Below are 13,556 nucleotides of genomic sequence, written 5' to 3' on the forward strand. Positions count from 1 at the left end.
ATGGTGCATCCGGGAGGATTCGAACCTCCGACCGCTCGGTTCGTAGCCGAGTACTCTATCCAGCTGAGCTACGGATGCATCAGGGAACTGCTTCAGAAATAGTAAATGGTGCATCCGGGAGGATTCGAACCTCCGACCGCTCGGTTCGTAGCCGAGTACTCTATCCAGCTGAGCTACGGATGCATCGGGATTTACTACTGTACTGCTCGATATTCATATCACTTCGAAAGCAATATGAAGTAATAGATGGTGCATCCGGGAGGATTCGAACCTCCGACCGCTCGGTTCGTAGCCGAGTACTCTATCCAGCTGAGCTACGGATGCAAAATGGCGGTGAGGCGGGGATTCGAACCCCGGATGCAGCTTTTGACCGCATACTCCCTTAGCAGGGGAGCGCCTTCAGCCTCTCGGCCACCTCACCACACAACGCCTCTTTCGAGTGCTCCGAGTAACTCGTTAAGAGCTTCTCGTCGCTGCGTGGCGCATATATTACTTTCTGGGACTTATAAGTCAAACAATTTTCCACAACCTTTTATCGTTTGGACAAATCGCAGGCAATTCGCATGTAAAAGCCGCAAAGAGGGTGTTTTATAAGCGGATTTTGCAGTCATCTTCACAGAAAACTCTTGTGAGAAACATGCAGTCAGGGCGAGATAAGAGTGAGGGAGTGGTCAAAAACAGAGCGATTGAAATAGAACGGTAACTTTATGCAGGAAAAATAGCAGGAGGGTTGCGTCTCGCCCGACAGCGAGACGCGACAATATCAGTAACTGGACTGCTGGGATTTTTCAGCCTGGATACGCTGGTAGATCTCTTCACGGTGGACAGATACTTCTTTAGGAGCGTTAACACCAATACGTACCTGGTTACCCTTTACCCCTAAAACTGTCACGGTGACCTCATCCCCAATCATGAGGGTCTCACCAACTCGACGAGTCAGAATCAGCATTCTTTGCTCCTTGAAAGATTAAAAGAGTCGGGTCTCTTGTATCCCGGCATTATCCATCATATAACGCCAAAAAGTAAGCGATGACAAACACGTAAAGTGTAAGCAGTCACGGCATCACATTCTGTTAAACGTAAGTTTAGCCGATATACACAAACTCAACCTGACTTTATCGTTATCGATAGCGCAGTGAACAAGACGCCATAACGTTACCGCTATGGCGTCTGCTTGTGCTTTGTAGTTATTACAGTTTCGCGCTTACCCAGCTTTCAACGCTGGCCAATGCCGCAGGAAGTGCCGCCGCATCCGTACCACCGGCTTGCGCCATGTCCGGACGACCGCCACCCTTGCCGCCCACCTGCTGGGCGACCATACCAATCAGTTCCCCTGCTTTAACGCGGTCGGTCACATCCTTAGAGACGCCCGCAATCAGAGAAACCTTACCTTCTGCCACCGTCGCCAGCACGATAACGGTAGAACCAAGCTGGTTCTTGAGATCGTCGACCATAGTACGCAGCATCTTAGGCTCAACGCCCGCCAGATCGCTGACCAGCAGTTTGACGCCCTTAATGTCTACAGCCTTGCTGGAGAGGTTTGCACTCTCCTGCGCCGCAGCCTGCTCTTTCAGCTGCTGCAGCTCTTTTTCCAGCTGACGCGTGCGATCCAGCGCAACGCGCACTTTCTCGCCCAGGTTCTGGCTATCGCCTTTCAGCAGTTGCGCGATGTCGTGCAGCTGATCGCTCTGCGCATGCAGGCTGGCGATTGCGCCTTCACCGGTCACCGCTTCAATACGACGCACGCCTGCCGCCGTACCTGATTCGGAAACAATGCGGAACAGGCCGATGTCACCGGTGCGCGATGCGTGCGTACCGCCGCACAGCTCGGTAGAGAAGTCGCCCATGCTCAGCACACGAACGCGTTCGTCATATTTCTCACCAAACAGCGCCATCGCACCTTTTTTCTTCGCGTCCTCGAGCTCCATGATGTGGGTCTCGATTGGCAGGTTACGACGGATCTGCGCGTTCACCAGATCTTCCACCGCGCGGATTTCAGACGGTTTCATCGCTTCAAAATGCGAGAAGTCGAAACGCAGCACTTTGTCGTTAACCAGAGAACCTTTCTGTGCAACGTGGGTACCCAGCACATCACGCAGGGCAGCGTGCATCAGGTGGGTTGCAGAGTGGTTCAGACGAATGCGCGCGCGACGAGCTTCATCCACGTTAGCCTGTACGCCCTCGCCCACTTTCAGAGAACCGGAAACCAGTTTGCCCTGGTGACCAATCGCCTGACCGTATTTCTGCGTGTCGCTGACGCTGAAGCTAAAGCCGTTGCCTTTCAGTTCGCCTTTATCGCCAACCTGGCCGCCGGATTCCGCGTAGAACGGCGTTTTGTCCAGAATGACAACCGCATCCTGACCCGCGCTGATGCTGTCTACGGCTTTACCGTCAACAAACAGAGCGGTCACTTTGCCGGTCAGTTCCAGTGCGTCATAGCCTTTGAATTCAGACGCACTATCAACGCGGATCATCGCGTTATAGTCTGCGCCAAAACCGCTGGATTCACGCGCACGACGGCGCTGCTCTTCCATCGCGGCTTCGAAGCCCGCTTCGTCAACTTTGATATTGCGCTCGCGGCAAACGTCCGCCGTCAGGTCAACCGGGAAGCCGTAGGTGTCGTACAGGCGGAAAGCGGTTTCGCCATCCAGCGTGTCGCCCTTAAGCTTCGCCAGCTCCTCGTCCAGCAGCGCCAGACCGCGCTCCAGCGTACGAGCAAACTGCTCTTCTTCGGTTTTCAGAACCTGCTCAACCTGAGACTGCTGGCGTTTCAGTTCGTCACCGGCAGCACCCATCACGCCAATCAGTGGCCCAACGAGTTTATAGAAGAAGGTGTCCTTCGCGCCCAGCATGTTGCCGTGACGGATGGCACGACGAATGATACGACGCAGCACGTAGCCACGGTTTTCATTCGACGGGATAACGCCGTCGGCAATCAGGAACGCACAAGAACGAATGTGGTCTGCGATAACGCGCAGAGATTTGTTGCTGAGGTCGGTCGCACCGGTTACTTCCGCGACGGACTTGATCAGCGTGCTGAACAGGTCGATGTCATAGTTGGAGTTAACATGCTGCAGTACAGCGGCAATACGCTCCAGACCCATACCGGTATCAACGGACGGCTTCGGCAGCGGCTCCATGGTACCGTCGGCCTGACGGTTGAACTGCATGAAGACGATGTTCCAGATCTCAATGTAGCGGTCGCCATCTTCTTCAGCGCTTCCCGGAGGGCCGCCCCAGATGTGGTCGCCGTGATCGTAGAAGATCTCGGTACACGGACCGCAAGGACCGGTATCACCCATCTGCCAGAAGTTGTCAGACGCATAAGGTGCGCCTTTGTTATCGCCAATGCGAATAATACGCTCGCGCGGGATACCGACTTCTTTTTCCCAGATTTCGAACGCTTCGTCATCGGTTTCGTAAACGGTAACCCACAGACGCTCTTTCGGCAGGTTGAACCAGTTTTCACCGGTCAGCAGTTCCCATGCGTACTGGATGGCATCGTGTTTGAAGTAGTCGCCGAAGCTGAAGTTACCCAGCATTTCGAAGAACGTATGGTGGCGCGCAGTGTAACCGACGTTTTCCAGATCGTTGTGTTTACCGCCCGCACGCACGCAACGCTGTGAGGTTGTGGCGCGGGAATAATTACGCTTGTCGAGACCAAGGAACACATCCTTGAACTGGTTCATCCCGGCGTTGGTAAACAGTAAAGTCGGGTCATTGTTCGGTACCAGGGAGCTGCTGGCAACAACCTGGTGTCCCTTACTATGGAAAAAATCGAGAAACGCCTGACGGATCTCAGCGGTGCTCTTGCTCATAATTATCCTGAAATCAAGCTAACGAAATGTCGTAGCAAGCCTGTATCGGTAAACCGTTGGACAGACCAGCTACTGGAAAAAGTGGGAATAAGATAAGTTTTCTTTAGTGGGAAGTAAAATCCCGCATGCGTTCAATCGGCAAAATTACGCCAGATATCCTGAATATCTTCCATCAGGAAGCCGCGGTAGAGCAAAAAGCGCTGGATTTTGACTTTTTCTGAAAATTCACGCGGCAGCGGTTCGCCGTATTTACGAACCGCCTGTTCTCTTGCCAGCTCGCACCAGTCGGTATCGCATTCGCGCATCGCTTTCTCGATGGATTCCCGGGCCACCCCTTTCTGGTTCAGCTCCTGGCGGATGCGCGCAGGGCCGTAGCCTTTGCGGCCACGGCTGGCGAGAAAGCGGGAAGCAAAGCGCTCGTCGTCAAGATAGTGATGCTCATAGCACCAGGCAATCACGCGTTCGTAATCTTCTGCTGAAGCATCAATGTCTTCCGGCCCATTTTTGCTCATTACGGGTGCGGACAGTTTTCGCCGCAGCTCTTGTTCGCTGTGGTCACGCACGGCAAGGATGCGCACCGCGCGATCGAGCAGTCGTGCGTAGGCGGGTCGACGTGATGGGGATTCACTCATAAAAAACCTGCAGATTCAGAAATGCAAAAAGGGCCGCATCAGCAGCCCTTCATCTTTACACGAGAGACTTAAAAGTCTTCGTTGGTTTCTTCAGCATCCGCGGCATCCACCACGAAATCAGGTTTGGAGTCCTGGTTGTTCAGCAGAAGCTCACGCACTTTCTTCTCAATCTCTTTCGCTGCAGCCGGGTTCTCTTTCAGCCAGGAGATAGCATTCGCTTTACCCTGACCAATCTTGTCACCGTTGTAGCTATACCATGCGCCCGCTTTTTCAATCAGCTTCTCTTTCACGCCCAGGTCAACCAGCTCGCCGAGGAAGTTGATACCTTCACCGTAGAGGATCTGGAACTCAGCCTGTTTAAACGGCGCGGCGATTTTGTTCTTCACAACCTTCACGCGGGTTTCGCTACCGACCACGTTCTCGCCCTCTTTCACCGCGCCGATACGGCGGATATCCAGACGGACAGAGGCGTAGAATTTCAGTGCGTTACCACCGGTAGTGGTTTCCGGGTTACCGAACATCACACCAATTTTCATACGGATCTGGTTGATGAAGATCAGCAGCGTGTTGGACTGCTTCAGGTTACCCGCCAGCTTACGCATCGCCTGGCTCATCATACGTGCCGCGAGGCCCATGTGAGAGTCACCGATTTCACCTTCGATTTCCGCTTTTGGCGTCAGCGCCGCAACGGAGTCGACGATGATCACGTCAACCGCACCAGAACGCGCCAGCGCGTCACAAATTTCCAGTGCCTGCTCGCCGGTGTCCGGCTGGGAACACAGCAGGTTGTCGATATCAACACCCAGTTTACGGGCATAGACAGGGTCCAGCGCGTGCTCGGCATCGATAAACGCACAGGTTTTACCTTCGCGCTGCGCCGCTGCAACAACCTGCAGGGTCAGGGTGGTTTTACCCGAGGATTCCGGTCCGTAGATTTCTACGATACGGCCCATTGGCAAACCGCCAGCGCCCAGTGCGATATCCAGAGAAAGCGAACCGGTGGAGATAGTTTCCACATCCATGGAACGGTCTTCACCCAGGCGCATGATGGAGCCTTTACCGAATTGCTTTTCGATCTGGCCCAGTGCTGCCGCCAACGCTTTCTGTTTGTTCTCGTCGATAGCCATTATTACTCCTGTCATGCCGGGAGAAGCGACTGCGCTTCACCGTGGATTTCTGTTCTGTTGGTGCAATTATACTGTATGGTCATACAGTATCAAGTATTTTGTAGAAATTGTTGCCAGAGCGTTTTCAATGCGTATTCCGTTGCCTGCCGACGTACGCTTTCGCGGTCGCCGCTGAAGCACTCCCGGCGGGTGATCCCCTCGCCTTTGGCGGTGGCAAAACCAAACCAGACGGTGCCGACAGGCTTCACGTCGCTGCCGCCGTCCGGGCCCGCAATGCCGCTAATGGAAATGGCATAATCTGCCCGCGCCTCTTTCAGCGCGCCAATGGCCATCTCAATCACCACCGGTTCGCTCACCGCACCATGCTGTTCGAGCGTCGATTCACGCACGCCAATCATCTGTGCTTTAGCTTCGTTACTGTAGGTCACAAAACCGCGTTCAAACCAGGCGGAACTGCCGGCGATATCGGTAATCGCTTTCGCCACCCAGCCGCCGGTGCAGGATTCCGCAGTGGTGATTGTCGCGCCACGCTGCTTCAGCGCAAGGCCAACGATCTCGCTAAGCTGCATCAATTCATGGTCAGTCATTCTGGCTCCAGGCTTCGGAAAAACGTGCTGCACAAGATAGCACTTTCTCGTCAGATATGGGGATGAGCTTGCGGTTTTACGAGGGGGCTTCAGAAAAAAGCCGATGCAGGCGCACCGGCTCAGGGCATGTTATTTCATGCTGTTCGCAATCGTATCGACATTGTGACGAAACGCCTTAACGTAGGTGTCCGCTACGCCGCCTTTTGACGACAGCGCTTCCGGGTAGAGTTCGCCGCCCGGCTGCGCCCCCGTGGCGCTGGCAATCTGTTTCACCAGTCGCGGGTCAAGCTGGTTTTCCATAAACCAGGTTTTTACACCGTCAGCTTTAATCTGATTAATGATCTCAACCACCTGCGCCGCGCTGGCCTCGCTCTCTGACGACAGCCCCTGCGGGGCCATAAACGTCACGCCGTAGGCGCGGCTGAAATAGCCGAACGCGTCATGGCTGGTCAGCACCTTGCGCTTATCCTTCGGAATCGCGCTAAAACGCGTTTTGGCCCAGCTATCCAGCTGGTTGAGCTGCGCAATATACGTTTTTCCGGAGGCTTCCAGCGCAGCTTTATCTTGCGGGTCAGCTTTCACCAGCCCATCCAGAATATTTTGTGCATACAGCGCCCCGTTCGCCGCGCTGTTCCACGCGTGCGGATCGGTCACGGTTTTGCCCTCTTCCTCAAGCGTGTGGGTTTTCACCCCGGTCGACGCCACCACCAGTTGGCCTTTAAATCCGGAGGCTTTTACCAGACGGTCAAGCCAGCCCTCCAGCCCCAGACCGTTGACCACCACCACATCAGCCTTATTCAGCGCCGCGCTGTCTTTCGGTGACGGTTCGAAGGTATGCGGATCGCCGTCCGGCCCGACCAGCGTTGTCACTTTCACGTGGTCACCGCCTACCTCCTGCGTGATATCCCCCAGTATCGAAAAGCTGGTGACCACATTCAGCGTTTTCGCCATCACGCCGTGCGACATCATCCCCAGCGCGAGCGCCACTACAAATCCTGTACGTTTCATCATTTCCCCTTGCGTTAAAAAAGCGCCCGCAGGCTGCCAGCCAGCCTGCTGCGCGTACCAAATAAAACAGAGATAAAGAACAGCGCGCTGGCGGTGAGCACGATGGATGGCCCCGCAGGCAAACTCGCCGCCCAGGAGAGGCTTAGCCCGAGCCACGCACAGAAAATACCGCTGATGCCCGCCATCAATAACAACCCAGGTAACGTGCGTACCCAGCAGCGTGCGGCCACCGCGGGGAGCATCATCAGCCCGACGGCCATCAGCGTGCCAAGCACCTGAAACCCGGCCACCAGGTTAAGCACCAGCAGCGCCAGAAACAGTCCGTGCAATACGCCAGGTAGCCCGCGAGCATTCACCTGCAGCCAGGCGGTATCAAAGGCCTCTGTCACCATCCCGCGATAGAAAATCGCCAGCGTGATAAGAGTGAAAATGCAAACGCCGGTGACGAACAGCGCGGCGTCGTTGTCCACGGCGAGAATGGAGCCAAACAGCAGATGCAGCAGATCGACGTTTGAGCCGCGCAGCGAGACCAGCGTGACGCCCAGTGCCAGCGAGCCAAGATAAAACCCGGCAAAGCTGGCATCTTCTTTGAGCGGCGTGCGGCGACTGACCAGACCGGCCACCAGCGCCACGGTAATTCCGGCAATAAAGCCGCCGATGCTCATCGCCAGCAGCGACATACCGCTGAGCAAATACCCCACGGCAACACCCGGCAAAATGGCGTGAGAAAGCGCATCCCCCATCAGGCTCATCCGACGCAGCTGAAGAAACACGCCGAGCGCGGTGGTGCTGACGGAGAGCGCCAGGCAAACTACCAGCGCGCGGCGCATAAAGCCGTATTCGATAAACGGCTGGAAAAATGTATGCCAGATCATGCCACCCTCACCCGCTCGGTTTTCCATTGGGGAACGTCAGCATCCAACCGTAGGGTTTGCGGGAAGTGGCGCGACACGCGCTCGCTGTCGTGTAAAACCGCGAGCAGGGTTTGCCCCTGCATATACATCTCCAGCATCAGGTCCATCAGCACGTTGCAGGTGGCTTCATCGACGCCAGTAAAGGGTTCATCCAGCATCACCAGCGGCGCCTGCTGCACTAACACGCGGGCAAACAGCATGCGCTGAAACTGACCGCCGGAGAGTTCATCGATGGTGGATAACGCCATGGATTCCAGCCCGACGCGCTCAAGCGCGCTGGCAATCCGCAACCGCGTCTCGCGACGAAACCCGGAAAAAAGCGATATGCGCGGCCAGCAGCCCATGCTCACCACGTCCTGTACGGTCAGCGGAAACTGCGCCTCCAGCGCGTGACGCTGTGCCAGCCAGCCGATTACCGGGTGCTTACCCTGCCAGCGGAAGCCGCCGCTGACGGGAGGAATAAACCCCGCCAGCGTTTTCAGCAGCGTGGATTTCCCGCAGCCGTTAGCGCCGATAATGGCGGTCATGCTCCCCCGTTCAATGACACCTGAAAGAGGACGCGTAACAGGCTGGCGGTCGTAGCCCGCGACCAGTTCGTTCATCACGATCATGGCAGTGCCACCGCCCAGCGCACGGCCAGCCCGATAAAGACAACAAGCACCAGCGCCAGCAAAAGCCGAACCAGAGCAGAGAGAGAAAACAGGGACGTTGACATGTCGACACCACATTAAATGTTATAACATAACAATAATGAAAGGCGGTTAAGATGTAAATGGCGGGTTTGAAAAGGGAGTGTGGCGAAATGTTTCTGCGGAATTTCCCTCTCCCGTGGGAGAGGGTCAGGGTGAGGGGATCAGGCCGCACGGTGCGTGCAGCCATGCCGGGTGGCGGCGTTGCCTTACCCGGCCTACCCGTCAGAGCGTCTTACTGACTAAACGGTGACGCCGCCGGCACGCGGGCCTGCGACACCGCCAGCCCCAGCTGCCACACCGCCATTGCATAGTGGGTGCTGTGGTTATAGCGGGTGATGGTGTAGAAGTTCGGCATGCCGTACCAGTACTGATAACCGGTACCCACATCCAGACGCAGGAGGCTCACCTGATCGACATTGCCCAGCGGCTGCGTCGGCGTTAAGCCTGCCGCCGTCAGCTGTGCGACGCTGTATTTGGTTTTGAAGCCGTTTTCCAGACCAAACGCCTCGCCGTTTGCCTGCACTGCAACTTGCCCACCCGGCGTCCAGCCGTGTGCTTTGAAGTAGTTCGCCACGCTGCCGATGGCATCCACCGGATCCCACAGGTTGATGTGACCATCCCCGTTAAAGTCGACGGCATATTGCTTATAGGAGGATGGCATAAACTGGCCGTAGCCCATCGCACCGGCAAACGACCCTTTCAGATCGAGCGGATCGTCCTGCTCGCTGCGCGCCATCAGCAGGAAGGTTTCCAGCTCGGAAGAGAAATACTCGGCGCGGCGCGGATAGTTAAAGGAGAGCGTCGCCAGCGCGTCGAGGATGCGGGTTTTACCCATCACGCGGCCCCAGCGGGTTTCCACGCCGATAATCCCAACGATGATTTCCGGCGGTACGCCGTAGGTCTGCCAGGCGCGGTTGAGCGCATCTTCATACTGATTCCAGAACACCACGCCGTTTTGCACGTTGTCCGGGGTAATAAACTGTTTGCGATAGCGCAGCCACGCGCCGTTCGGCCCGCTCGGTACCTGGGCCGTCGGTGCCTGTCGGTCCATCAGGCGCAGCACGTAGTCCAGACGCTTGGCCTGAGACAAAATTTCGTGCAGCTGCTGACGGTCAAAGCCGTGTTTGCTCACCATTTTATCGATGAACTGTTCGGCCGCCGGGTTATTCGCGAAATCGCCGCCCATCTGCATCATATTGTGCTGCGGCTCCAGCAGGAATCCTCCGGAAGGCGCGCCCGCCGTTTGCTGAACGGCTTCGGTCTTAGGTTTGCTACTACAGGCAGACAGCAGAATAAGCGCAGGCAACAGCGCTGCATAACGACGCTTGAACATGAGACATCCATTTAACGGGTTCGATAAGAACCCAGTATGGTAAAGCATCCGCAACACCTCAAGGAAGCGGTACGCACTTCCCCCACGCAAATCCGCGCTTTTTTCCACCGAAAATCATTCACACCATCAATAAACTTTCAAAATAATCCATTTTTCTTTCATTGTGAGATCTCACTAACACTTTAAAACCTTTCAAAGTGATTATTATTAACCGCAGTCAGACAAAAACAAAAAAGCCCCACAGGAGAGAAGAATGATAGAAACCATCACCCACGGCGCCGAGTGGTTCATCGGGCTGTTTCAGAAAGGCGGAGAAGTGTTCACCGGAATGGTGACCGGGATCCTGCCCCTGCTGATCAGCCTGCTGGTGATCATGAACGCGCTGATCAACTTTATCGGCCAGCAGCGCATTGAACGCTTCGCCCAGCGCTGCGCCGGGAATCCGCTGTCCCGTTACCTGGTACTGCCGTTCATCGGTACCTTCGTGTTCTGTAACCCGATGACCTTAAGCCTCGGTCGATTCATGCCGGAAAAGTACAAGCCGAGCTATTACGCCGCCGCCTCCTACAGCTGCCATTCCATGAACGGCCTGTTCCCGCACATCAACCCCGGCGAGCTGTTTGTCTATCTCGGGATCGCCAGCGGCCTTACCACCCTTGGCCTGCCGCTCGGCCCGCTGGCGGTGAGCTATCTGCTGGTCGGCCTGGTCACCAACTTCTTCCGCGGCTGGGTGACTGACCTCACCACCGCCATTTTTGAGAAAAAAATGGGCATCCAGCTTGAACAAAAAGTCCATCTTTCAGGAGCCACAGCATGAACCGGATCCGCATTGAGAAAGGCACGGGCGGCTGGGGCGGCCCGCTGGAGTTCGACGCCACCGAAGGCAAAAAGATCGTCTACATCACCGCAGGGACGCGCCCGGCGATCGTCGACAGGCTGCGCGAGCTGACCGGCTGGGAAGCGGTCGACGGCTTCAAGGAAGGCGAACCGCCGGAAGCGGAAATCGGCGTGGCGGTGATCGACTGCGGCGGCACGCTGCGCTGCGGTATCTATCCGAAGCGCCGTATCCCGACGGTGAATATTCACTCCACCGGAAAATCCGGCCCGCTGGCGCAGTACATCCTTGAGGACATTTATGTCTCGGGCGTGAAGGAGGACAACATCACGCTGGTGAATGGGACTCCCGCGCCGCAAAAAGCGGCCCCGCGCGAGTACGACACCAGTAAGAAAATCACCGAGCAGAGCGACGGCCTGCTGGCGAAGGTCGGGATGGGCATGGGTTCCGCCGTGGCGGTGCTGTTCCAGTCCGGGCGCGACACCATCGACACGGTGCTGAAAACCATCCTGCCATTTATGGCGTTCGTCTCGGCACTGATCGGCATCATCATGGCGTCCGGCCTGGGCGACTGGATTGCCCACGGCCTCGCCCCGCTCGCCAGCCACCCACTGGGGCTGGTGACGCTGGCGCTGATCTGCTCCTTCCCGCTGCTGTCGCCGTTCCTCGGCCCGGGCGCGGTGATTGCCCAGGTCATCGGCGTGCTGATTGGCGTGCAGATTGGTCTGGGGAACATTCCTCCGCACCTCGCCCTGCCCGCGCTGTTTGCCATTAACGCCCAGGCGGCGTGCGATTTCATCCCCGTTGGGCTGTCGCTGGCCGAAGCGCGCCAGGACACCGTGCGCGTGGGCGTGCCGTCCGTGCTGGTCAGCCGCTTCCTGACGGGCGCGCCGACGGTGCTGATTGCCTGGTTTGTCTCCGGCTTTATTTATCAATAAGAGGTTCCTGCGATGACCGTCATTTACCAGACCACCATTACCCGCATCGGCCAGAGCGCGGCCGACGCGCTGAGCGACCAGATGCTGATCACCTTCCGCGAAGGCGCCCCGGCGGATATCGAAGAGTTTTGTTTTATCCACTGCCACGGCGAGCTGAACGGTGAGCTGAAGGCAGGAAGCCAGCTGGAGCTGGGCGAGGCGCGCTATGCCGTCACCGCCGTCGGCGACGTGGCCGAGCAAAACCTGCGCGAGCTGGGACACATCACCCTGCGTTTCGACGGCCAGCCTCAGGCCGAGTATCCCGGCACGGTTCACGTGGCGGGCCCGGTTCCGCAGGCTGTCACCCCAGGCTGCACGTTAAAATTTGTTGCGTAATTAAGGAGAAACACATGAGTCAGGTTGCCGTTGTCATTGGTGGAGGACAAACCTTAGGCGAGTTCCTCTGCCGTGGGCTTGCCGCAGAGGGTTACCGCGTGGCGGTAGTGGACATTCAGAGTGAAAAAGCCGCCCGCGTGGCGGATACCCTCAACACCGAGTTTGGTGAAGGGACGGCCTACGGGTTTGGTGCCGACGCCACCAGCGAGCAGAGCGTGATGGCGCTGGCTCGCGGCGTGGACGAGATTTTTGGACGTACCGACCTGCTGGTCTACAGCGCGGGGATTGCGAAAGCGGCCTTTATCAGCGATTTCGAACTGGGAGACTTTGACCGTTCGCTGCAGGTGAATCTGGTGGGCTATTTCCTCTGCGCCCGCGAGTTTTCCCGTCTGATGATCCGCGACGGCATTCAGGGGCGCATCATTCAGATCAACTCCAAATCAGGGAAAGTGGGCAGCAAGCATAACTCCGGCTACAGCGCGGCGAAGTTTGGCGGCGTGGGGCTGACGCAGTCTCTGGCGCTGGATCTGGCCGAGTACGGCATTACCGTGCATTCGCTGATGCTGGGCAACCTGCTGAAATCGCCGATGTTCCAGTCCCTGTTGCCGCAGTACGCCACCAAGCTCGGCATCAAGGCTGAGGAAGTGGAGCAGTACTACATCGATAAAGTGCCGCTGAAGCGCGGGTGCGATTATCAGGACGTGCTGAACATGCTGCTGTTTTACGCCAGCCCGAAAGCCTCGTACTGCACCGGGCAGTCGATTAACGTCACCGGCGGGCAGGTCATGTTCTGAGTACACTCCCCGGTGGCGCTGCGCTTACCGGGGCTACAAAACCCCGTAGGCCGGGTAAGGCGCAGCCGCCACCCGGCAATTAAGGAGTGAAATATGGTAACCGCACTCATCACCGTCGCCGCCCTCGCCTGGATTTGCCAGATGGCGTTTGGCGGCTGGCAGATCCACCAGTTTAACCGCGCCTTTGACGCGCTGTGCCAGAAAGGTCGCGTCGGGGTCGGACGTTCCGGCGGACGCTTCAAACCGCGCGTGGTCGTCGCCGTTGCGCTGGATGAAAACAATAATGTCTGCGATTCCCTGATCATGCGCGGCATGACCGTCTTCGCCCGTCCGGTGAAAATCCAGGCAATCAACGGCATTTCGCTGCAGGAATTACGGCCTGATGTGATCTTTCCCCATGATCCACTCTGTCAGAATGCACTATCATTAGCGCTTAATCTGAAACATGGATAATTTCGTTGTGAAAGCTATAGACTTGCGAAATTATCATTTCGCAACCTAAG

The 13,556-nt window shown here is 56.8% G+C and carries 14 protein-coding genes and 4 tRNA genes; 5 read left to right on the top strand and 13 right to left on the bottom strand.

Features of this window, described 5'->3' with window-relative positions; translation table 11 throughout:
• Nucleotide 1: 1 nt before the first annotated feature.
• The 13 genes from K5E19_RS11585 to mltB all read right to left on the bottom strand — a co-directional run bounded on the left by K5E19_RS11585 (nucleotide 2) and on the right by mltB (nucleotide 10,111).
• Nucleotides 2-78: transfer RNA gene (locus tag K5E19_RS11585), tRNA-Arg, on the bottom strand.
• 28 nt (nucleotides 79-106) lie between these two features.
• Nucleotides 107-183, bottom strand: a tRNA-Arg gene (locus tag K5E19_RS11590).
• Nucleotides 184-247: 64 nt separating this feature from the next.
• Nucleotides 248-324, bottom strand: a tRNA-Arg gene (locus K5E19_RS11595).
• Nucleotides 325-328: 4 nt separating this feature from the next.
• Nucleotides 329-421, bottom strand: a tRNA-Ser gene (locus K5E19_RS11600).
• A gap of 342 nt (nucleotides 422-763) precedes the next feature.
• A complete protein-coding gene (gene csrA / locus K5E19_RS11605; RefSeq protein WP_000906486.1) occupies nucleotides 764-949 on the bottom strand; it encodes a carbon storage regulator CsrA in 186 nt (61 codons plus the stop codon).
• Between the two features lie 241 nt (nucleotides 950-1,190).
• Entirely contained in the window at nucleotides 1,191-3,818 is a 2,628-nt protein-coding gene (alaS, locus tag K5E19_RS11610) for an alanine--tRNA ligase (protein WP_221551327.1), read from the bottom strand.
• A gap of 131 nt (nucleotides 3,819-3,949) precedes the next feature.
• Complete coding sequence (gene recX / locus K5E19_RS11615; RefSeq protein WP_221551328.1) at nucleotides 3,950-4,450, bottom strand: recombination regulator RecX; 501 nt, start codon at nucleotides 4,448-4,450, stop codon at nucleotides 3,950-3,952.
• A 68-nt stretch (nucleotides 4,451-4,518) separates the two neighbouring features.
• Nucleotides 4,519-5,577: a recombinase RecA gene (gene recA, locus K5E19_RS11620; protein ID WP_028014189.1), complete on the bottom strand. Its 1,059-nt coding sequence runs from the start codon at nucleotides 5,575-5,577 to the stop codon at nucleotides 4,519-4,521.
• An 89-nt stretch (nucleotides 5,578-5,666) separates the two neighbouring features.
• A complete protein-coding gene (pncC, locus tag K5E19_RS11625; protein WP_221551329.1) occupies nucleotides 5,667-6,164 on the bottom strand; it encodes a nicotinamide-nucleotide amidase in 498 nt (165 codons plus the stop codon).
• A 129-nt stretch (nucleotides 6,165-6,293) separates the two neighbouring features.
• Nucleotides 6,294-7,172 (bottom strand): metal ABC transporter substrate-binding protein, encoded by an 879-nt coding sequence (locus tag K5E19_RS11630; protein WP_221551450.1) that lies wholly within the window; start codon nucleotides 7,170-7,172, stop codon nucleotides 6,294-6,296.
• A 14-nt stretch (nucleotides 7,173-7,186) separates the two neighbouring features.
• A complete protein-coding gene (locus tag K5E19_RS11635; RefSeq protein ID WP_221551330.1) occupies nucleotides 7,187-8,047 on the bottom strand; it encodes a metal ABC transporter permease in 861 nt (286 codons plus the stop codon).
• Nucleotides 8,044-8,697, bottom strand: coding sequence for a metal ABC transporter ATP-binding protein (locus tag K5E19_RS11640; protein WP_221551331.1), 654 nt, complete (start codon nucleotides 8,695-8,697; stop codon nucleotides 8,044-8,046). Before K5E19_RS11640 ends, K5E19_RS11635 begins: the two co-directional genes overlap by 4 nt.
• Before the next feature lie 313 nt (nucleotides 8,698-9,010).
• Nucleotides 9,011-10,111, bottom strand: a complete 1,101-nt coding sequence (mltB, locus tag K5E19_RS11645; RefSeq protein WP_221551332.1) for a lytic murein transglycosylase B — start codon at nucleotides 10,109-10,111, stop codon at nucleotides 9,011-9,013.
• Nucleotides 10,112-10,364: 253 nt separating this feature from the next.
• Here mltB and srlA point away from each other — a divergent pair, with 253 nt between their 5' ends.
• The 5 genes from srlA to gutM all read left to right on the top strand — a co-directional run bounded on the left by srlA (nucleotide 10,365) and on the right by gutM (nucleotide 13,506).
• Entirely contained in the window at nucleotides 10,365-10,928 is a 564-nt protein-coding gene (gene srlA / locus K5E19_RS11650; RefSeq protein WP_023333189.1) for a PTS glucitol/sorbitol transporter subunit IIC, read from the top strand.
• Complete coding sequence (locus tag K5E19_RS11655) at nucleotides 10,925-11,884, top strand: PTS glucitol/sorbitol transporter subunit IIB (protein ID WP_063144185.1); 960 nt, start codon at nucleotides 10,925-10,927, stop codon at nucleotides 11,882-11,884. The genes srlA and K5E19_RS11655 overlap by 4 nt, the downstream gene beginning before the upstream one ends.
• A gap of 12 nt (nucleotides 11,885-11,896) precedes the next feature.
• Nucleotides 11,897-12,259 (top strand): PTS glucitol/sorbitol transporter subunit IIA, encoded by a 363-nt coding sequence (gene srlB, locus K5E19_RS11660; RefSeq protein WP_008499554.1) that lies wholly within the window; start codon nucleotides 11,897-11,899, stop codon nucleotides 12,257-12,259.
• A 14-nt stretch (nucleotides 12,260-12,273) separates the two neighbouring features.
• The gene (gene srlD, locus K5E19_RS11665) at nucleotides 12,274-13,053 is read left to right on the top strand and encodes a sorbitol-6-phosphate dehydrogenase (RefSeq protein WP_029742071.1); all 780 of its coding nucleotides are present in this window, start codon (nucleotides 12,274-12,276) and stop codon (nucleotides 13,051-13,053) included.
• Nucleotides 13,054-13,146: 93 nt separating this feature from the next.
• On the top strand, nucleotides 13,147-13,506 hold the full coding sequence (gutM, locus tag K5E19_RS11670; protein ID WP_045286053.1) for a transcriptional regulator GutM: 360 nt from the start codon (nucleotides 13,147-13,149) through the stop codon (nucleotides 13,504-13,506).
• The last annotated feature ends 50 nt before the right edge of the window (nucleotides 13,507-13,556 follow it).

The sequence above is a fragment of the Enterobacter sp. RIT637 genome, assembly GCF_019718755.1.
Taxonomy (GTDB): Bacteria; Pseudomonadota; Gammaproteobacteria; order Enterobacterales; family Enterobacteriaceae; genus Enterobacter.

What these genes read in the sequence shown, in the direction of transcription:
- csrA (WP_000906486.1), bottom strand. Translation starts at nt 949, where the DNA reads ATGCTGATTCTGACTCGTCGAGTTGGTGAGACCCTCATGATTGGGGAT.
- alaS (WP_221551327.1), bottom strand. Translation starts at nt 3,818, where the DNA reads ATGAGCAAGAGCACCGCTGAGATCCGTCAGGCGTTTCTCGATTTTTTC.
- recX (WP_221551328.1), bottom strand. Translation starts at nt 4,450, where the DNA reads ATGAGTGAATCCCCATCACGTCGACCCGCCTACGCACGACTGCTCGAT.
- recA (WP_028014189.1), bottom strand. Translation starts at nt 5,577, where the DNA reads ATGGCTATCGACGAGAACAAACAGAAAGCGTTGGCGGCAGCACTGGGC.
- pncC (WP_221551329.1), bottom strand. Translation starts at nt 6,164, where the DNA reads ATGACTGACCATGAATTGATGCAGCTTAGCGAGATCGTTGGCCTTGCG.
- K5E19_RS11630 (WP_221551450.1), bottom strand. Translation starts at nt 7,172, where the DNA reads ATGAAACGTACAGGATTTGTAGTGGCGCTCGCGCTGGGGATGATGTCG.
- K5E19_RS11635 (WP_221551330.1), bottom strand. Translation starts at nt 8,047, where the DNA reads ATGATCTGGCATACATTTTTCCAGCCGTTTATCGAATACGGCTTTATG.
- K5E19_RS11640 (WP_221551331.1), bottom strand. Translation starts at nt 8,697, where the DNA reads ATGATCGTGATGAACGAACTGGTCGCGGGCTACGACCGCCAGCCTGTT.
- mltB (WP_221551332.1), bottom strand. Translation starts at nt 10,111, where the DNA reads ATGTTCAAGCGTCGTTATGCAGCGCTGTTGCCTGCGCTTATTCTGCTG.
- srlA (WP_023333189.1), top strand. Translation starts at nt 10,365, where the DNA reads ATGATAGAAACCATCACCCACGGCGCCGAGTGGTTCATCGGGCTGTTT.
- K5E19_RS11655 (WP_063144185.1), top strand. Translation starts at nt 10,925, where the DNA reads ATGAACCGGATCCGCATTGAGAAAGGCACGGGCGGCTGGGGCGGCCCG.
- srlB (WP_008499554.1), top strand. Translation starts at nt 11,897, where the DNA reads ATGACCGTCATTTACCAGACCACCATTACCCGCATCGGCCAGAGCGCG.
- srlD (WP_029742071.1), top strand. Translation starts at nt 12,274, where the DNA reads ATGAGTCAGGTTGCCGTTGTCATTGGTGGAGGACAAACCTTAGGCGAG.
- gutM (WP_045286053.1), top strand. Translation starts at nt 13,147, where the DNA reads ATGGTAACCGCACTCATCACCGTCGCCGCCCTCGCCTGGATTTGCCAG.